This is a genomic window from Aquitalea pelogenes (assembly GCF_001515305.1).
Taxonomy (GTDB): Bacteria; Pseudomonadota; Gammaproteobacteria; order Burkholderiales; family Chromobacteriaceae; genus Aquitalea; species Aquitalea pelogenes.
This window is the reverse complement of record NZ_LNQV01000010.1, coordinates 1-18,085: the sequence shown is the minus strand read 5'-3', so window position 1 is coordinate 18,085 and position 18,085 is coordinate 1. Positions and strand designations below refer to the sequence as shown.

Annotated in this window: 18 protein-coding genes and 1 pseudogene; 6 read left to right on the top strand and 13 right to left on the bottom strand. The window is 60.9% G+C overall.

Going from position 1 to position 18,085, the window contains the following annotated elements; translation table 11 throughout:
• Window positions 1–254 precede the first annotated feature (254 nt).
• The 10 genes from AWT75_RS05975 to purM all read right to left on the bottom strand — a co-directional run bounded on the left by AWT75_RS05975 (window position 255) and on the right by purM (window position 10,127).
• Window positions 255–1,499: a uracil-xanthine permease family protein gene (locus AWT75_RS05975; protein ID WP_062788192.1), complete on the bottom strand. Its 1,245-nt coding sequence runs from the start codon at window positions 1,497–1,499 to the stop codon at window positions 255–257.
• Window positions 1,500–1,553: 54 nt separating this feature from the next.
• Complete coding sequence (locus AWT75_RS05970; protein WP_239689480.1) at window positions 1,554–2,195, bottom strand: hypothetical protein; 642 nt, start codon at window positions 2,193–2,195, stop codon at window positions 1,554–1,556.
• A gap of 100 nt (window positions 2,196–2,295) precedes the next feature.
• On the bottom strand, window positions 2,296–2,928 hold the full coding sequence (gene upp, locus AWT75_RS05965; protein WP_045847282.1) for a uracil phosphoribosyltransferase: 633 nt from the start codon (window positions 2,926–2,928) through the stop codon (window positions 2,296–2,298).
• 130 nt (window positions 2,929–3,058) lie between these two features.
• Complete coding sequence (locus AWT75_RS05960; RefSeq protein ID WP_082695977.1) at window positions 3,059–3,904, bottom strand: EAL domain-containing protein; 846 nt, start codon at window positions 3,902–3,904, stop codon at window positions 3,059–3,061.
• Between the two features lie 153 nt (window positions 3,905–4,057).
• On the bottom strand, window positions 4,058–4,369 hold the full coding sequence (gene grxD / locus AWT75_RS05955; RefSeq protein ID WP_045847283.1) for a Grx4 family monothiol glutaredoxin: 312 nt from the start codon (window positions 4,367–4,369) through the stop codon (window positions 4,058–4,060).
• A gap of 93 nt (window positions 4,370–4,462) precedes the next feature.
• Window positions 4,463–5,821 carry a chloride channel protein gene (locus AWT75_RS05950; protein WP_062788187.1) on the bottom strand — a complete coding sequence of 453 codons (1,359 nt, stop codon included), beginning with the start codon at window positions 5,819–5,821 and terminating at the stop codon, window positions 4,463–4,465.
• Between the two features lie 105 nt (window positions 5,822–5,926).
• Entirely contained in the window at window positions 5,927–7,180 is a 1,254-nt protein-coding gene (locus AWT75_RS05945) for an RsmB/NOP family class I SAM-dependent RNA methyltransferase (protein WP_197077194.1), read from the bottom strand.
• Window positions 7,181–7,185: 5 nt separating this feature from the next.
• On the bottom strand, window positions 7,186–8,352 hold the full coding sequence (locus tag AWT75_RS05940) for a DUF3108 domain-containing protein (RefSeq protein ID WP_062788182.1): 1,167 nt from the start codon (window positions 8,350–8,352) through the stop codon (window positions 7,186–7,188).
• A 13-nt stretch (window positions 8,353–8,365) separates the two neighbouring features.
• Entirely contained in the window at window positions 8,366–8,995 is a 630-nt protein-coding gene (gene purN / locus AWT75_RS05935; protein WP_062788179.1) for a phosphoribosylglycinamide formyltransferase, read from the bottom strand.
• A 94-nt stretch (window positions 8,996–9,089) separates the two neighbouring features.
• The gene (gene purM, locus AWT75_RS05930; RefSeq protein ID WP_062788176.1) at window positions 9,090–10,127 is read right to left on the bottom strand and encodes a phosphoribosylformylglycinamidine cyclo-ligase; all 1,038 of its coding nucleotides are present in this window, start codon (window positions 10,125–10,127) and stop codon (window positions 9,090–9,092) included.
• 304 nt (window positions 10,128–10,431) lie between these two features.
• Here purM and hda point away from each other — a divergent pair, with 304 nt between their 5' ends.
• The 6 genes from hda (at window position 10,432) to AWT75_RS05900 (ending at window position 15,003) form a co-directional block, all read left to right on the top strand.
• Window positions 10,432–11,109 (top strand): DnaA regulatory inactivator Hda, encoded by a 678-nt coding sequence (hda, locus tag AWT75_RS05925; RefSeq protein WP_045847287.1) that lies wholly within the window; start codon window positions 10,432–10,434, stop codon window positions 11,107–11,109.
• On the top strand, window positions 11,106–11,792 hold the full coding sequence (locus AWT75_RS05920; protein ID WP_062788174.1) for a histidinol-phosphatase: 687 nt from the start codon (window positions 11,106–11,108) through the stop codon (window positions 11,790–11,792). The genes hda and AWT75_RS05920 overlap by 4 nt, the downstream gene beginning before the upstream one ends.
• Window positions 11,793–11,856: 64 nt before the next feature.
• The gene (locus tag AWT75_RS05915; protein WP_062788172.1) at window positions 11,857–12,735 is read left to right on the top strand and encodes an ATP-binding protein; all 879 of its coding nucleotides are present in this window, start codon (window positions 11,857–11,859) and stop codon (window positions 12,733–12,735) included.
• Window positions 12,732–13,613 (top strand): DMT family transporter, encoded by an 882-nt coding sequence (locus AWT75_RS05910; protein WP_062788170.1) that lies wholly within the window; start codon window positions 12,732–12,734, stop codon window positions 13,611–13,613. The genes AWT75_RS05915 and AWT75_RS05910 overlap by 4 nt, the downstream gene beginning before the upstream one ends.
• 17 nt (window positions 13,614–13,630) lie before the next feature.
• Window positions 13,631–14,572: a Nudix family hydrolase gene (locus AWT75_RS05905; protein WP_062788168.1), complete on the top strand. Its 942-nt coding sequence runs from the start codon at window positions 13,631–13,633 to the stop codon at window positions 14,570–14,572.
• 2 nt (window positions 14,573–14,574) lie between these two features.
• Window positions 14,575–15,003: a flagellar basal body-associated FliL family protein gene (locus AWT75_RS05900; protein WP_062788167.1), complete on the top strand. Its 429-nt coding sequence runs from the start codon at window positions 14,575–14,577 to the stop codon at window positions 15,001–15,003.
• 128 nt (window positions 15,004–15,131) lie between these two features.
• On the opposite strand, the gene AWT75_RS05895 is transcribed toward AWT75_RS05900, so the two are convergent.
• From AWT75_RS05895 to AWT75_RS21650, 3 genes and pseudogenes are all read right to left on the bottom strand, one after another.
• On the bottom strand, window positions 15,132–15,812 hold the full coding sequence (locus AWT75_RS05895) for a BRO-N domain-containing protein (protein ID WP_062788166.1): 681 nt from the start codon (window positions 15,810–15,812) through the stop codon (window positions 15,132–15,134).
• Window positions 15,813–16,961: 1,149 nt separating this feature from the next.
• Window positions 16,962–17,834, bottom strand: coding sequence for a 4-hydroxybenzoate octaprenyltransferase (gene ubiA, locus AWT75_RS05890; RefSeq protein WP_062788164.1), 873 nt, complete (start codon window positions 17,832–17,834; stop codon window positions 16,962–16,964).
• Window positions 17,831–18,085, bottom strand: a pseudogene (locus AWT75_RS21650) (hypothetical protein); the annotation flags it as partial. The gene ubiA and the pseudogene AWT75_RS21650, both read right to left, overlap by 4 nt.

Here is an 18,085-nt window from a genome sequence, read left to right as displayed (position 1 = left end):
ATGGCGTTTTCAATTACACAACAAAGGAGTTTGCTGTCTGCCCCTGACGGCAGTGGCTTGCTGATGCACGGCAAGCCCTGAAGAAACTTCAACAGAGTGTCAACATTATCCAATCTGCCCGGCAAGCTGTCGTTCATCATCCGGACATGAAGCGGTAATATTGCGACCTGTCTGATTTATATAAAGAAAAAGCGCGGATAGCCCGCGCTTTTGTCTTTCTCAGGCAGTCGTGTCCGATCGCCTTGATCAAGTACTTAGATGTCCTGCCCTTCGACAATGCCGTCATGGCTGGCCGAGGATTTGGGCAGAATCAGGTTCAGCGCCATGGCCAGAATCGAGCACAGGCCCACGCCGGCCAGTTCCAGCCCGCCCAGCTTCAGTGTCAGGCCACCGATACCGGCAGTCAGCACTACCGAGATGATGACCAGATTGCGCGGCTGCATCAGGTCCACCTTGGCTTCAATCAGCGTCTTCAGGCCGATGGAGGCGATGGTGCCGAACAGCAGCACCATGATGCCGCCCATTACCGGCATCGGGATGGATTGCAGCAGGGCATTGAACTTGCCGAAGAACGCCATGCAGATGGCAAACACGGCGGCCCAGGTCATGGTCACCGGGTTGAAGTTGCGGGTGATCATCACTGCGCCGGTCACTTCGGCATAGGTAGTCACCGGCGGGCCGCCGATCAGGCCAGCCACGCACACGCCCAGGCCATCACCCATCAGGGTGCGATGCAGGCCCGGCGTATTGGTGAAGTCTTTGCCGGTCACGCCGCCAATGGCCATCACGCCACCGATGTGTTCGATGGACGGGGCAATGGCCACCGGCAGCATGAACAGCGCGGCAGACCAGTTGACCTCGGGGCTGTGGAATACCGGTGCGGCAAACCACGGTGCATTGGCCAGCTTGGCAAAATCCACCACGCCCATGAAGGCAGCAGCGATATAGCCCACGGTGACGCCGGCCAGAATCGGCACCAGCTTGAACATGCCACGCGCGTAAATGGAAACGATGATGGTGGTGGCCAGCGAAATCGCAGCCAGCAGCATGGAGGTTTCATAAGGCATGATCTGCTTGCCGCCAGCCTGGCCCATGGCCATGCCGGATGCAGCGGTGGCTACCGACAGACCGATGATCATGATCACCGGGCCAATCACCACCGGCGGCAGCAGCTTGTTGACCATGGCCATGCCGCGCCAGCGCACGATGGCGGCAAACACGAAGTACATGAAACCGGCGGCAAACAGGCCGAACATGGTGGCACCTTGGCCCCAGGTATGCATGGAGTAGATGATGGGGCCGATAAAGGCAAAGGAGCTGCCCAGGAAAATGGGTACCTGACGACCGGTACACAGCTGGAACAGCAAGGTGCCAATACCGGCACCAAGCAAGGCCATGGCCGGGTTGAGGCCAGTCAGCAGCGGAACCAGAACCAGTGCGCCAAAAGCGACGAACAGGATCTGGGCGCCGGAGATGGCCACCTTCACGTGTTGGAACATAATGGGATTTCCCTGTTTTTGTTGAAATTGAAATGGGCTTGGTCTGACGCTGACTCAGACCGTGCAATACATGATGGCCTGGGCAATGATGTTGTTCTGCTCCCGCGCCAGCTCGCTGTGCTGCCTGAAGTCCCGCACCATGGCCTGTACCCGTGAGTAGGTATCAAAGTTCGGTAGCGGGCGATAGGCAATGTCCACGCCCAGCCGCGCCGCCACCTTCTTGATGGTGGTGGGCTTGATGCACACATGCACATCCGGCTGACTGTAGGCCAAAAAGCAGGTCACCACCGGCCACTTGGCCGGATTGGCATTGCCGTCATTGCGGGACAACTGCAGTACCTCGACAAAGTCGGCAAAGCTGTCCGGACCAAACTGGTGCAGCAGGCGATACAAGGCCTGGGCAAACGGCAGGTGCACATCGCGAAAGCCCAGGTAATTGCGAAAGGCCATCTTCTCGAAGGTGCTTACCGTGGTGCTGCGGCCGATGATCTGGCGACAGGTTTCGCTGATGGCGGCAAGATTGCCGTCGTTTAGCGCCTGCTGCATGGTCGTGGCGGCCAGTCCCTGGCTGCACAGCGTGATGACGCTGTCCACGCTGCGGTGCTTTCTGGCCAGTGCCTGCCATGCCGCGTCCTGCAAGCCGTCGGGAAAGCGCAGCAAAAAATCCTGATCAATCGCCTGATGCGGACTCAACACGGTAGGTCTTCCTTGTGCATGGGGCTGGAGTTGCAAGGCCTGCAAAAAACGCCGCTACTTCGGCTGAAGGTGAGCGGCGTGTTGCAGGCATGGGCAGGACTCAGATGTGCTTGGTGCCGAAGATCTTGTCACCGGCATCACCCAGACCCGGGATGATGTAGCCGTTTTCATTCAGATGGCTGTCCAGCGATGCCGCGTACAGTTGCACGTCCGGATGGGCATCGTTGACCACCTTCACGCCTTCCGGCGCTGCGACCATCACCACCGCCTTGATCTGCTTGCAGCCTTTGCGCTTGAGCAGTTCGATGGTGGCTACCATGGAGCCACCGGTTGCCAGCATCGGGTCGATGATGATGGCAATGCGCTCGTCCAGGCTGTCGACGAATTTCTCGAAGTAGGACACCGGCTCCAGTGTTTCTTCGTTGCGGGCCAGGCCCACCACGCTGATCTTGGCGGAAGGCACCAGATCAAGCACGCCGTCCAGCATGCCGATGCCGGCGCGCAGGATGGGAACGACAGTGACTTTCTTGCCCTTGATTTGCTGTACGTCGATCTTGCCGCACCAGCCGTCGATGGTGGTGGCTTCCAGTTCGAAGTCGCGCGTGGCTTCATAAGCCAGCAGGCGTGCCAGTTCCTGGGTGAGCTGGCGGAATTTCATGGTGCTGATGTCGCCTTCGCGCAGCAGACCCAGTTTATGTTGCACCAGCGGATGGTTGACTACGTGGATATTCATTTTTTTGGTCCCAACCCTGCGAAAAAGCTGCCGATGCCGGTCTTGTGAACCGCAATGGCAGCTTGTTTCAGATATGCGAAACCGGCCTTGTTGCCGCGGCCGGTCTTTGAATGAGGTATGGGGCGATATTCTACCGCTTTTCCCAGCTGGAAATCCACGGGATTAACCCTGATGCAGGCAATGGCGCCGAGCAGATATAACCCTGCACCGCAGTACACCCTAGTTCCGTCAGGACGGAGAGGTCTCCGGCGTCTTCCACGCCCATGCCAATGGTCTGCAGGCCTTCACGTTGCCCCAGCTCCAGGGCTTCTTGCAGGATGGCACGCAAGTGCTGGTTATCCCCTGCACCGTGGACAAAGGCCCGGTCGGTTTTCAGGCCGCTGAAGTGACTGGACTTGAGTTTGTCGGTCAGCCCCACGCCAATGCCGAACTCGTCCACCATCACGCCAAAACCGGCCTGGCGCAGTGTTGCCAGCTGGGTGTCGGCTACCGTCCAGTGCTGGCGCAAGGTGCTCTCGGAAAACTCCAGCGTCAGGTTGGTTGGGGTCAAGCCGGCCAGACGTGTTTTCTGGGTAAGGTGGGAGGTCAGTTGCGGGTCGGCCAGCAACTGGGCCGACAGGTTGATCGATACATTCAGGTCGAAGCCCTGATCCAGCCAGTCGCGGCAGGCATACAGGGACTTTTCCAGAATCAGTTCGGTCAGCTCGCGAATCATGCCGCGCTCTTCCATCACCGGCACAAAGGTGATGGGGGACAGCACGCCCAGCGCCGGGTGACGCCAGCGCGCCAGCGCCTCGGCACCGATCACGCGGCGGGTCTGGATGTTCACAATCGGCTGGAAATATGGCACCAGCTGGTCGTTGACCAGCGCTTTCCAGATTTCATCAATCGGCATGGCCGTGCCACCGTTGGCAGTCAACGGGCTGGCACTTTGGTCCGGAGCGGCATAGAAGCCGTCAGCTTGGGAGGAGGTCATGTCTGTCAGGTATCCGCTACGAAAAGGGCGCTGCCTTGCCTGTCTGTCATGGCTGAATTGTAAGACAGGGAATTCCGGGTGGATATGTTCATCTTCAAAATGCCGCAAAAAACCCGGCACGGCCGGGTTTTCAGGATGACTGCAATGCGTGGCTTACAGGCCTTCCAGCACCTGTTGCAGTTCGCCGGACTGGTACATCTCGTACATGATGTCCGAACCGCCAATGAATTCACCCTTCACGTACAGCTGCGGAATGGTCGGCCAGTTGGAGAATTCCTTGATGCCCTGGCGGATTTCCGGGTCTTGCAGCACGTCGACGGTCTTGATGGTTTCGACGCCACAGGCTTTCAGGATTTGCACTGCGCGCGAGGAAAAGCCGCACTGCGGGAACTGGGCCGAACCTTTCATGAACAACACAACCGGATTTTCGGTAACGGTCTGCTTGATGATTTCCTGGGTATCCATGGGGAATTCCTTGCTGTGAAAGGGCCGGCGCCGGGCTGACCCTGAATACTTGACTGAATCAATGGGTTATTGTACGTAAGCGGGCCGTCCCGGTCAATTTGCCTGATGGCGTGCGCGAAGCTGGCGCAGGAATATCTCGGCCTGGCCGTCATACAAGGCATGCCGGTTCATGAAGCGCGACACATTGGCCGCCACCAGCGCAGTCGCCATCAGCGGGATGATCATGCTGGACGAAGATGAAGTCATTTCCATCACGATGACAAAGCCGGTCATCGGTGCGCGCGTCATGCCTGAGAAAAACGCCACCATGCCCAGCAGCACCATGGCGGCTTGGGGCAAGAAAGGCAGCAACAATGACATGTTCAGGCCAAAGCCCGCCCCGACGGCGAGGGAAGGGGCAAACATCCCGCCGGGTGCGCCGCTGATATAGGTGATGATCAACGACAGCAGCTTGAGAATGCCGTATTCCTGCATGCTGCTGCCGCCACCTTCAATGATTTCCTTGGCACGGAAATAGCCGGTGCCAAAGGTAATGCCATCGCTGCCAATGCCGATGACGGCCAGCAGCAAGCCGCAGGCAATGGCAAACAGGATGGGGTAATGGCTGCGCCAGTCATGCAAGGGGCCGGGCAGGCGGTTGGCCAGTGCCAGAATGGCACGTGAAGTCAGCCCGCCGATGATGCCGCCGACGATGCCGCATACCGGAATGGCCATCCAGCCCGAGCGCAACTCCAGCGCGACGGATACCACGCCGAAGTAGTTGTAGTCACCCAGTACGGCAATGGCGGTGATACCGGCCAGAATCACCGACAGCAGGATGGTGGAGCTGGCACGCTGGTCGAAGGTGCGGCCCATTTCCTCGATGGCAAACACGATGCCGGCCAGCGGGGTGTTGAACGCGGCGGCTACCCCGGCGGCGGCACCGGCCAGAATGAAACTGCGTGCCACGCCTTCATGGCGCAAGGCGGCTTCGCGGTTGAGGGAATACTTGATGGCAGCACCCACCTGCACGATGGGGCCTTCATAGCCCATGGTGGAGCCACAGCCCACGCCGATCAGCGTCAGCACCATCTTGCCCACGGCAGCCCGCATGGTCAGGATGCGCGCGCGCAGCGCATGCATGCCCGGCTGCATGGCAATGATGGTTTGCGGAATGCCGCCACCACCGGCACCTTCAAAGAAGGTGCGCAGCAGCCAGACGGACAAACCCAGCCCGGCGGGGGTGATCAACAGCGCCCAAAACGGCGATTGATCGTAGATCTCGTAGAACAGCTCGTGCGACAGATGGCTGCCATTGGCAAACACGGCGGCCACCAGGCCGATGAGGATGGCAGCAATCCAGATGGGAGCCCGACGCCGCCACAATCCCACGGACAAATACAGGTATCTCAGGCGGCGGCTGGCGCGCAGGCCGTGCTGGCCCAGGCGCCGGGCGACTCTGGAGTCGGACATGGGGGTGGGAACTCCATCGGTTTATCAAGAGAGTAGCAGAGCCGAAACGCAAATCATTCTGGATTGAACAGTATTTTCGATTCTGCTAATACTCTAATGATAAGGTCAATCTGCTTTCCTGACCAGAACCGCGGCAAAGAAACCGTCAGAATTATGCAAATGCGGTTTCAGTTCCAGATAATCACCGATTTGCAGCGGAATTTTCTGTTCGGCCAGTGCGGCATCCATCGGCAGCAGGCTGAAGTCCGGATGTGCGGCCAGGAAGGCTTCCACGATGTCGCGGTTTTCCTGCGGCAGCAGGCTGCAGGTGGCATACACCAGACGGCCGCCCACTTTGACCAGACGGGCTGCCGACGCCAGGATGGCGGTTTGCTTGGCGTTCAGCTCGGCCACGCTTTCCGGGCTCTGGCGGAATTTCAGGTCCGGGTTACGGCGCAGGGTGCCAAGGCCGGAGCAGGGGGCATCCACCAGCACGCGATCCGCCTTGCCGGCCAGACGCTTCACCTTGCTGTCGTTCTCGTGAGCCAGCAGTTGCGGATGCACATTGGACAGGCCGGAGCGGGCCAGACGCGGCTTGAGGTTGGCCAGACGCTTTTCCGACACGTCAAATGCGTACAGGCGGCCGCTGGAAGCCATTTGCGCGCCCAGCAGCAGGGTCTTGCCACCGGCACCGGCACAGAAGTCCACCACCATTTCACCACGACGTGCGCCGGTAATCAGGCCCAAGAGCTGGCTGCCTTCATCCTGCACTTCGATGGCACCGGACTTGAACAGCTCGTACTTGCTCAGCGAGGGCTTGCCTTGCAGGCGGATGCCGAGCGGGGAGTACGGAGTGGGTTCGCAGGGCATGCCGTCGGCGCGCAGACGGTCGATGACTTCATCACGCTTCATTTTCAGGGTGTTGACGCGCAGGTCTAGCGGGGCGGGTTCCATCAGGCCCAGGCCCAGTGCCAGCACGTCTTTCGGGTCTTTTTCTGCCAGACGCTCGATCACCCATTCCGGCAGTTCGGCCGCCACGGACAGGCTGTCTTCCAGCGTCTTGCCCTTGACGCCACCGAGCCATTCGCGTTCGCCAGCGCTGGTGCAGTCAGCCATTTCCTTGATATTGAGCTTTTGCAGACGCATCAGCGCCACCATGGCCAGGCGGCGCGGCGTGGCTTTTTCCGGGGCGATGAGGGCGCGGAACTGGATCAGGCGGCGCAGGCAGCCAAAAGCGGTTTCGGCAATCAGGTGACGGTCGTTGGAGCCCAGCTTCACGTTTTCGCGGAAGTAGGCGGACAGCACGGCATCGGCCGGACGGTCGAAGCGGGTCATCTGGCCGATGACGGTTTCGATATGTTTCAGTTGGCTATGGCTGATATTCATTAACGGTTATTCCGGGTCATGGGGCGAGCGGGCAGGCGCCATTGCTCGGTGCCGTCAACATTGATCAGCACGGCGCGCAGTTCCACCCGCTTGCTTTTGTCGATGCGCGAAATGCGCACCGGCAGATTGGAGAAATCCGGAGCCAGCCAGAATTCGGTGATGTCGTCCTCGCCCTTGGCGCGGAACACTATCACCCGGATCTTGCCGGAGCCGGTGTCGTAATCGGTTTCGCCACTGGGGGTCATCGGATAGTCGTAGACCTTTTTCCCGGTGGTGATCTGTAGCGGGGCAGTGCCAAGCTGGCCGCCCTTCAGGCCCAGCTGGAAAGCCAGGCTGAATACATCCTGCGCCCCGCTGCGCAAGGCGACTTCCTTGTCGCCCTGGTCGCCAAAATGCAGCATGCCGGCAGACCAGTCAAAGCGGGCGGACTCCTTGGCATCCTGACCTACCCAGGCTTGCAGGCTATCCGGTTGCAGGCCTTGTTTGCCCAGTTGCCCTTGCGAAAGGTAGCGCCGATTTCCGCCCACCAGCGGATTGAAGCGGATTTCCAGCGTGTAGCGGTGGCCATCCTGCTGCCAATCCAGACCGCCGCTGCCCACCATCGCACCATTATAGAAGGTCTGGTAGCCAAGTTTGGCCCGTGCCGGGAAGCGGTGCAGTGCGCTGGCCGGGGTCAGATAACCGGCCGGCCTGTCGTTGTTGCTGGTTGCCGGCGCGCTGGCTTCTGCTGCCTTGGCGTGTTTTTCCGGCTTTGATGCCGGCTGTTCTGCCTCCGGCATGCTGGCCTCGGCACGCTTGCTGTTTTCTGTGGCCGGCTGGCTGGCATCTGCCAGCTCGGCAGGATGCTCCGCCGCTTTGTCCGCTACGGTGTCTGCCCTGGCCTGCGCACCTGAGGCGTCGCGTTTGCGCTTGTGCTTTCTGGCTGACGGCTGGTGCGGGGCTGAGCCGACCGCCGGGCCGACAGGCAGCAGCCGGGCAGTGGGTACTGCGGGTGGCGCCGGTGTGTCCAGCGCCAGAGCCTGCATCTTGACGTCAATCTTGCGCAGCGCCTGATCGGGCGGCAGTTCGATGACGGCATCGGGCAGCAGGCCCGAGCCCAGCATGGTCAGATGCACCAGTACCGAGAGCAGCAAGGCAAGGGCAAAGACCCGCAGCGGTGTCTTCATGCTGATGCCGGAATTACGGCGCCGGGGCCATCAGGCTGCCGGGCGGCTGGTCTGGCGAGGCCACGCGGCCATCAATAATGTTCAGTTCATCGGCGACAAAACGTCGTACGGCATCGGGGTAGAGCTGGTGTTCCAGCTGCAATACCCGCGCGGCCACGCTGTCCGGGGTGTCGCCCGGCAGCAGGCTGACCACGCCTTGCGACACGATGGGGCCGTGATCCAGTTCGGCCGTGACAAAGTGCACGGTACAACCTGCCACCTTGCAGCCCATTTCCAGCGCCCGCGCGTGGGTATGCAGGCCAGGGAAGGCGGGCAGCAGCGAGGGGTGGATGTTGAGCATGCGGCCTTCGTAACGACGGGTGAAGCCGGCGGTCAGAATGCGCATGAAACCGGCCAGCACCACCAGCTGCGGCTGGAAGCCATCAATGACCTGGGCCAGTGCGGCATCGAAGTCCTCGCGGCTGGCATAGGCCTTGTGGTCCACCACGGCCGTGGCAATGCCACGCTCGGCGGCCCAGGCGAGGCCAGCGGCATCAGGGCGATTGGATATCACCGCCGCAATGCATGCGCCGGCGATATTGGCGTCGACAATGGCCTGCATATTGGAGCCACGGCCGGAAATCAGGATGACGATATTCTTCATGGGTCAACATGTCTGCGGCAGCCACAATGCCTGCCGGTAAAAAAACAAGCGCCGCCAGCAGTGCTAGCGGCGCCGTTCGGTGTCACTGCCGGACTCAGGAAATCTGGGTCTGGTGTTCGTCACCATTGCGGGCGCGCACAGTGCCCAGGCGATGTACGGTTTCGCCTTCCTGCTGCAGCAGGGCAGTGGCAGCAGCCACGTGCTCTTCGGCCACAATCACTACCATGCCGATGCCACAGTTGAAGGTGCGGTACATTTCCTGGCTGTCCACATTGCCTTCTTTTTGCAGCCACTGGAACAGCTTGGGCAGCTCCCAGCTGTTTGCATCCAGTTGGGCGACAACATTGTCCGGCAGTACGCGCGGCGTGTTTTCGGTGATGCCGCCGCCGGTGATGTGGGCCATGCCTTTTACCGGCAGGGTCTGCATCAGCTTGAGCAGCGGTTTCACGTAGATGCGGGTCGGCGCAATCACGGCGTCGCGCAGGCTCTTGTCGCCATCAAAGGCGGCGTCCAGATCCGGCTGGGCGCGGTCGATGATCTTGCGAACCAGGCTGTAGCCGTTGGAATGCACACCGTTGGAACCCAGGCCCAGGACAACATCGCCCGGTACGATGGTACGGCCGGTGATCACCTGGCTTTTTTCCACTACGCCGACGGCAAAGCCGGCCAGGTCGTATTCGCCCACCGGGTACATGCCCGGCATTTCAGCCGTTTCGCCGCCGATCAGTGCACAACCGGCTTGTTCGCAACCGGCGGCAATGCCCTTGATCACGTCGGTGGCTTGCGGTACGTCCAGCTTGCCGCAGGCGAAGTAATCCAGGAAGAACAGCGGCTCGGCGCCCTGTACCAGGATGTCGTTCACGCTCATGGCGACCAGATCGATGCCGACGGTGTCGTGGCGGTTCCAGTCAAAGGCGAGTTTCAGCTTGGTGCCCACGCCATCGGTGCCGGAAACCAGGACGGGCTCTTTGTACTTTTTGGAAATTTCCACCAGTGCGCCGAAACCGCCGATACCGCCGAGAACTTCCGGGCGCATGGTGCGCTTGGCATAGGGCTTGATGTTTTCGACGAGCGCGTCGCCGGCGTCGATATCCACGCCTGCATCACGGTAACTGAGGGACTGGGTGCTCAAGGTAAACTCGCTTTCTGCTAACTTGAAGTATTTTCACGTCAAGCTTTCGCTGATGCGAAAGCACTGTATTTTAACTGAATTTCCTCGGGAAAGCTGCGCTAAGTTTGCAATGTGTTGTCCGGATGTGTGCCGGGCAGGCTGGGGGAGCGGCAGTTGGCAGGGTGCGCAGGCGCGGCGGGAGCATGCAGACTGGCGATTTTATACAACAACAAGCACTAAACAAATGCCATGCAGCGGTTTCGCCAAGCAGGCATCTCAGCGTAAAATTGCAGCCTGACTTCAATCGGCCCACACGACCTTACTCTTGGACCAGCTAGTACTAGACCTGACCCCCACGCCGCTGCCGGCTTTCGACAATTTCCTGGCCCAGCGCAACCGCGAGGTGATTACCGCCCTCACGGCGGAGGATGGCGAGCGTTTCATCTATCTGTGGGGTGAACCCGGCAGCGGCAAGACGCACCTGTTGCAAGCCTGGATTGCCCATGCCGAGCGGCTGGGGCGTGCTTCCATTTATCTGGATGGCCAGAAAGAGCATTTGCCGGACTTTGCCCGTGAAGCCAGCTTCATCGCCGTAGACCATGTCGACGACCTGGCACCGGACGACCAGATCACCCTGTTCTCCTTTTATAACTCCCTGAAGGAGAGCGGCGAAGGCCGCCTGCTGATGGCCGGGCGCAAGCCGCCGATGGCCGCCGCCGTGCGTGACGACCTGCGTACCCGCCTGGGATGGGGACTGGTGCTGGAAGTAAAGGCCCTGTCCGACGACGACAAGCTGGCCGCCCTGCGCACTCATGCCGCCAACCGCCAGCTGGCGATTGCCGACGATGTATTCCGTTACCTGCTTACCCACTGGCGGCGCGACCTGTCCAGCCTGATCGGCATGCTGGACATGCTGGACCGCTATTCGCTGGCGCTGCGCCGTCCCATCACCGTGCCGCTGGTGAAAAACGTTTTGCAAACCGCGAGTTCTTCCGACACATGACCCAAGCACGCAATCTGGCCCTGTTTGACCTGGACAACACCCTGCTGATCGGCGACTCCGATTTCGAATGGCCGCGCTTCCTGATCAAGCGCGGCATTGTGGATCAGGCTTACTACGACCACCGCAACAACCATTTCTACGAACAGTACAAGGCCGGCACGCTGAATATCGGCGAATACCTGGAATTTGCGCTGGAACCGCTCACCCGCTACGACAATCAGGAACTGGCGGCACTGCATGCGGCTTATATGGATGAACATATCCGCCCCATCATTCCGCAAGCCGCGCGTGACCTGCTCAACCTGCATCGCCAGCAGGGCGATGAAATCCTCATCATCACCGCCACCAACCGCTTCATCACCGGTCCCATCGCGGCCGAACTGGGCGTGGATGACGAACACCTGATCGCCATCGACCTGGAACGCACCGCCGATGGTCGTTACACCGGCAAGCACACCGGCGTACCCAGCTTCCAGGCCGGCAAGATTACCCGGCTGGAAATGTGGCTGGCTGAACGTGGCCAGATGCTGGCCAGCTATGGCCGCAGCTTCTTCTATAGCGATTCGCACAACGACCTGCCCTTGTTGTCCATCGTCAGCAACCCGGTGGCAGTCGACCCGGACGACACCCTGCGCCAGCATGCCAAGGAGCAGGGCTGGCCGATCATCAGCCTGCGTGGCTGACATAGCGCATCAATAGTTCAGACAGTCTGGCTACGGCCAGACTGTTTTTGTATGGAGAGATGATATGGAGCAACTGCAAGCATTCCTGGCCCGCGCCGAAGCCCTGCTGGCCCGTCTCGAACCCCTGTTGCCTCCGGCCCGGCCCGAGCCGGACTGGAGTGCAGCGGCTTACCGCTGGCGGCGTCAGGGCATGGCCGGCTGGCTGGAGAGTGTCGACGAGCCGCACACCCTGCCGCTGGCACGGCTGACCCATATCGACAATCAGCTCAAGCTCTTGGTGCGCAACACCCGCCAGTTCGTCAAGGGCAAACCGGCCAACAATGTGCTGCTGACTGGTGCGCGTGGCACCGGCAAATCGTCACTGGTAAAAGCCTTGCTGCCGGAGTTTGCCGACAAGGGCCTGCGCATCATCGAGGTGGACAAGGAGCATTTGTCCGATCTGGCCCAGATCATGGCACTGGTGGCCGGTCGCAAGGAGCGTTACATCCTGTTCTGTGACGACCTGTCGTTTGAAGATGGTGATGACGCCTACAAGGCACTGAAAACCGCACTGGATGGCGGCCTGGCCCGCCGGGCGGAAAACATGCTGGTGTATGCCACCTCCAACCGCCGTCACCTGATGCCGGAAAAACACAGCGAAAACCGCGAAGGCTGGGTCAGCGATGGCGAAATCCATCCGGGCGAAGCCATCGAAGAAAAAGTGTCGCTGTCGGACCGCTTCGGCCTGTGGCTGTCGTTTTATCCGTTTGATCAGGACGCTTACCTCGCCGCGGTCAAAACCTGGCTGGAGCATTTCCAGCTGCCCATGGACAGCGAAGCCGAACGCGCTGCCCTGCAATGGAGCCAGCTGCGCGCCAGCCGTTCCGGCCGGGTAGCCTGGCAGTTTGCCAATGACTGGGCCGGGCGTAGCGCCAAGGAACGCAAGGCGGAGCTGGGCAAGTGAGCGTGACGGCCGCCGCCAGCATGCCGTCGCAGCACAAGGCGCGCGGCATCCTGCTGTACAGTCTGGCCATCTTTTTGCTGGCGGTGATGGATGCCAGCGCCAAATGGCTGACCCATGGCTATCCGGTGGGGGAGATCATCTTCTTCCGCTCGCTGTTTGCCCTGCCCATCCTGCTGGTGCTGGGCTTGCGTCACAGCAGCGCACCGGCCAGGCTACTGGCCACCGCCCATCCGTGGCGGCATTTGCTGCGTGGCATGGTGGTGCTGGTCACCATCGTCACTTTCTTCATTGCCTTGCGCCATCTGCCCCTGGCCACGGTGACGGTGATCACCCTGTCCAACCCGGTGTTCATGCTCTTGCTCAGCCTGGTGTGGCTGGGCGAGCGCGTTGGGAGGCGGCAATGGCTGGCGGTGGTACTGGGCTTGCTGGGTGTGCTGGTGGTGTGTGGCTGGTCCGGCCTGCAGTTCAATGTCTACAGCCTGCTGGCGGTGGGTTCTGCCTTGTCTTATGCCCTGGCCTCGCTGCTGACGCGCCAGCTGTCGGCCACCGACAGCCCGGCCACCATTGCCATGCTGGGAACGCTGATCATGCTGATAGTCAGTGCGCTGACTGCCGGCAGCGACTGGCAGCTGCCCGGCTGGGGCGACTGGCTGGTACTGCTGTTGCTGGGCCTGAGCGGCGGGTTGGCCAATTTCGTCAACGCACTGTCACTGCGCTATGTGCAGCTGTCGGCGGTGGCACCGCTGGAATACAGCATCCTGCTATGGGCAGCCGCACTGGGCTATCTGTTTTTTGGTGAAATGCCCGGCATCACCACCTGGCTGGGCGGTGCACTCATCATCGCCAGCGGCGTGGTGGTGGCCCGCGAGAAACATTAAGGCAAACAATAATCAACATGCATTCCGACAAGAAAATCATCGAAGTGGTGGCGGGCGCACTGATGCGACCGGATGGCAGCTTCATGCTGGGCAGCCGGCCGGAAGGCAAGCCCTATGCCGGTTACTGGGAGTTTCCCGGCGGCAAGGTGGAGCCGGGAGAAAGCGCCATGCAGGCGCTGGTGCGCGAGCTGCAAGAAGAAATGGCCATCACGGTGACCCATGCCACGCCCTGGCTGACCCGGGTGCATCACTACGAACATGCATCGGTACGCTTGCACTTCTTCCGGGTATGGGACTGGCAGGGTGAGCCGCAGCCACAGGAAGGCCAGCAGTTTGCCTGGCAAGCGCCAGACCAGACCAGTGTCGAGCCCATGCTGCCGGCTAACGGGCCTATCCTCAAATCCCTGCAACTGCCTGCCGTCTATGCCATCACTTGCGCGCATGAAATTGGCGTGGCCGCCCAGTTGCAAGCCTTGGCCGCTGGCCCTGCATACGGGCTGGTACAGGTGCGTGAACCGGACATGAACCGGCAGCAGTTGCAGGCCTTTGTCTCCGACGTGGCTGCCATCGTACATGCGCGCGGCGGCAAGGTGGTGGTGAATGCCGAGCCGGACTGGCTGGTCGGCTGGCCGGTGGATGGTGTGCATCTGAATGGCACCCGTCTGCGGCATCTGGCACTGCGGCCGGATTTTGACTGGGTGGGGGCTTCAGTGCATTCGGCTGAGGAATTACAACAGGCGGCAGCGCTCGGCCTGGATTACGCCTTGCTTGGACACGTCCAGCCCACGGCCAGCCACCCCGGCGTCACGCCACTGGGCTGGCAAGGCTTTACGGCGGTATTGGCAGATGGCATCCCGCTGCCGGTGTATGCGTTGGGTGGTTTGCAGCAGCAGGATCTGCCACGAGCCCGCCAGCATGGTGCGCACGGGGTGGCGCTGATGCGGGGGGCATGGCAATGACGATGAATCTCAAGCAGAAAAAACTGCTGTTGATTGGCGTTGCCCTGATATTGCTGGCGGCACTCAAGGGCGGCCTCATCTGGTGGTATTTCCAGCACAAGCAACAAGCCGCTGTGCCGGAGTCGCTGGCCTGCAATGTCACACAGGGGGCGTGCAGCCTGCCGGACGGTGGCAGCCTGCGTTTTGTCACGCCTCCGCAAAATGGCAAGCCTTTTGTCATGCGCCTGGAAGGGGTGACTGCCAGCGAACCCAGCGTGGAGTTCGCCATGGCAGACATGGACATGGGGTTCAATCGCTACCGCTTTGTGGCGGATGGCGCCAACTGGCAAGCCCGCATCACCTTGCCGGTATGTGCCACGGGTAGCCGTCACTGGATTGCCACCCTGCATCTGGGGGAGAAGGCTTACAGCCTGCCGTTCCAGGCGCAGTAGCGCCGGTATCGTTCAGCACGCAAAGGCTCCGGGCGGGGCCTTTTTTGTTGAGGGCCAAGCAAAGATCTCTTGCCTGTCCGCCGCGCGGAAGCGGCACTTAAATCATCATCCGCGCAGCGGATGCCCACTCAACCCGCCTGCATCACCCGCCGGGCCTGCCGCTGTAAACGGCCACGCAGTTGCTGATGACACGCTGACGCCAGCACCAGCAATTCACCATTATCCGCGGCAATCCCCTGCGCAGTGGCAATCTGCTGCGCCAGCGCCTGCAAGGGCGTTACCTTGCTGTTCAGCCCCAGCAAACGGCCATGCGCATGGCGCAAGGGGTGGTCAGGCGTGTAATCCAGCGTCAGCAACCAGTGCGAATGCTGCCAACGCATGCCTTGGTTCAGCACCGCTTGCAACACCGCATGGCTCACCTGGACCCCGGCCTCCGTCGCCAGTGCCAGAGCCTGCTCCCAACGTGGGGCTGCGGGTGGTAACTGCGCCAGTGCGGGCAGCAGCTCGCTGTTCAACCAGTTTCGCAGTTGCCGCGCCAGCGGCTTGCCGCTACGACGCAAGACGCGCAGCAGGGCGGTGGCGAGCCAGCACTCCGGTTGTTCTTCGCCAAACGGGGAGATGCCAGTATTGGGGTCGGCACTCAGTAATTGCTGGATGCGGCGTCCCAGCCGCCGTCCGATGACGGCCAGTACATCGCTGCTGTGCAGCCACCATTGGTCGTTGTGGTGCAGCACATGCAGCGGTTTACCGTGGTAGTAAAAGCAAAGGGGAGGGGGATGTTCGGATTGTGAAGGGGTGTGCTGGGTCATGGTACTTGCCTTGATGTTGGATCGTTGAAATCACCCTTGTTGAGAGGGTGGTCGGGCACTTCAACACCGCCAACACGGCCCACAGTTTTTCCCGGTTGCCCAGGTATTGCATGGCTGCACGCTACCCGACCATAAGCTGCGCATTGTCCACAAAAACCGACAATGACAAAACCGATGGACGTAAAAATGCCGCAAGACAAACGGATGCGGCAGCCGTGTTGGGGGTGTGTTGAGCACCAGCGGCACACTGTAGCGATGGGGGAGTAGGGCGGAAACTGGCTGAAGGTGAGGGTAAATAGCAGGTTGTTGACGGGAGTGGCCTGTAGGGTGGATGCCCCGAAGGGGCGATCCACCGTGAAATCCTCCCGAGTAAATCCATTTTCCCAGCTGGAAAACCACCGCACCGACGCGCCCACGGGCCCCGTCAAGCATGCCGACGGGTGGCGCTGCTGCGGTTTTAAGCGGCTGGCTGTTTGAGCAATTGGACGTTAGCCAATCGCGAGTTCCAGCCGTGCCGCAGCAGTGTCAGGTCCCGGAGGGCAGCCGCAGGCCATGCTTGTTGGGGTGGCCTTGGAGGTGAAGGAGGGCTTGGCCAGGCAAGCCCTCCTTCCCGTCTGCCGTGCGGAAGCGGCACTTAAATCATCATCCGCGTGAGCGGATTCCCACACTGGGTTATCGCCATCAAGATCAAAACAAAAAACAACTTCGCGGGTCTCGCCCCGCCGTCGAGGTACTTTGCTTTTGCTTCGCCAAAAGAAAGTACCCAAAGAAAAGGCGACCCGCAGCGCGTCGAATTCCCGCCCCAGCCGCACCGCTCAGGGCGCGGCCGGAACTTGCGACGCGCTAACGTCGCGCCGCTGCGAACAGCCGACCGCTTAAGACCCTGAGCGGCACATCTGTGTCGGCTCGCGCTGACGGGACGGGGTGGCTCCGACAGGTGTTCTTGATCAGAGAACCACCGCACCGATGCAGTCCTGTCGGGCAGCCGCAGGCCATACGATGCGGCTAACTTTTCCTGTAGTGGGGATCTTTGGCCAAGCAAAGATCCCTTTCCCGTCCGCCGCGCGGAAGCGGCACTCAAAACCCTCATCCGCGTAAGCGGATGCAAAACCTGTTTTAACTTTGACCGCCCACCATGCGGCTACACCTTCACTTCAACAGATAGCTCAGCACGATACCTGCCATCAGCACCGCACCGACGCGGTTATTGTCCAGAAAAGCCTTGAAACACAGCCCCCGGTCACGGGTGCGGATTTCCAGATACTGCTTGGCAATCAAGCCCAGGCTGATGATCAGCGCGGCAAAGAAGGGCCAGCCCAGGCTCAGGTGCAGGCCGATACCGGTCATCATGCTGATGAACACGGCGTGGCACAGCATGATGCCGGTGACGTCGTGATCGCCAAAAGTGATGGCCGAGGTCTTGATACCGATTTTCAGGTCATCCGGTTTGTCGGCCATGGCATAGGCGGTGTCGTAAGCCACGGTCCAGAAGGCATTGGCCAGCAGCAGCAGCCAGGCCAGTGCGGGAACGTGATTGTTGAGCGCGGCAAAGGCCATGGGAATGCCAAAAGAGAAGGCAATGCCCAGATAGGCCTGCGGCATGGGGAAGAAACGCTTGGTAAAGGGGTAACTGGCGGCCACGAAAACCGCTGGCACACTCATCAGCCAGGTCAGCTGGTTAAGCGGCAAGATCAGCAGGAAGGAGAGAATGGCCAGCACCAGGGCCAGCAGCAGCGCTTCGCGCTCGGTCACCGCACCACGGGCAAACGGGCGCTGGCTGGTGCGCTCCACATGCATATCGTAGTGGCGGTCGGCATAGTCGTTGATGACGCAGCCAGCCGAGCGCATCAGGAAGGTGCCGACCACGAAAATCAGCACCACCAGCGGGTCCGGCTTGCCGTTGCCGGCGATCCACAGCCCCCACAGGGTAGGCCACAGCAGCAGCAGGGTGCCGATGGGCTTGTCCATGCGCATCAGCTGCTTGTAAACGGTGTAGCGGTCTTTCAGGGCGTGCAGTGTCATCGGGCAAAGTCTTTCAGGGCGGGCAGGAACACCTCGCACACCACCATGGGGGCGTCATCCAGCACAAAACGGCAGCGCCGTGCGCTGAGGCTGTCGGCCTGGGCTGCGCTGGCCTGATACAGCGGATGGCTGCTGTCCAGTTGCCGGTAATGCAGGGCGGGCAGGAACACCTCGCACACCACCATGGGGGCGTCATCCAGCACAAAACGGCAGCGCCGTGCGCTGAGGCTGTCGGCCTGGGCTGCGCTGGC

Coding starts and splice junctions, on each gene's coding strand:
- AWT75_RS05915 (WP_062788172.1), top strand. CDS start 11,857: ATGGAGCAACTGCAAGCATTCCTGGCCCGCGCCGAAGCCCTGCTGGCC.
- purN (WP_062788179.1), bottom strand. CDS start 8,995: ATGAAGAATATCGTCATCCTGATTTCCGGCCGTGGCTCCAATATGCAG.
- AWT75_RS05895 (WP_062788166.1), bottom strand. CDS start 15,812: ATGACCCAGCACACCCCTTCACAATCCGAACATCCCCCTCCCCTTTGC.
- AWT75_RS05940 (WP_062788182.1), bottom strand. CDS start 8,352: ATGAAGACACCGCTGCGGGTCTTTGCCCTTGCCTTGCTGCTCTCGGTA.
- AWT75_RS05950 (WP_062788187.1), bottom strand. CDS start 5,821: ATGTCCGACTCCAGAGTCGCCCGGCGCCTGGGCCAGCACGGCCTGCGC.
- AWT75_RS05900 (WP_062788167.1), top strand. CDS start 14,575: ATGAATCTCAAGCAGAAAAAACTGCTGTTGATTGGCGTTGCCCTGATA.
- ubiA (WP_062788164.1), bottom strand. CDS start 17,834: ATGACACTGCACGCCCTGAAAGACCGCTACACCGTTTACAAGCAGCTG.
- grxD (WP_045847283.1), bottom strand. CDS start 4,369: ATGGATACCCAGGAAATCATCAAGCAGACCGTTACCGAAAATCCGGTT.
- AWT75_RS05905 (WP_062788168.1), top strand. CDS start 13,631: ATGCATTCCGACAAGAAAATCATCGAAGTGGTGGCGGGCGCACTGATG.
- AWT75_RS05975 (WP_062788192.1), bottom strand. CDS start 1,499: ATGTTCCAACACGTGAAGGTGGCCATCTCCGGCGCCCAGATCCTGTTC.
- AWT75_RS05920 (WP_062788174.1), top strand. CDS start 11,106: ATGACCCAAGCACGCAATCTGGCCCTGTTTGACCTGGACAACACCCTG.
- upp (WP_045847282.1), bottom strand. CDS start 2,928: ATGAATATCCACGTAGTCAACCATCCGCTGGTGCAACATAAACTGGGT.
- AWT75_RS05960 (WP_082695977.1), bottom strand. CDS start 3,904: ATGACCTCCTCCCAAGCTGACGGCTTCTATGCCGCTCCGGACCAAAGT.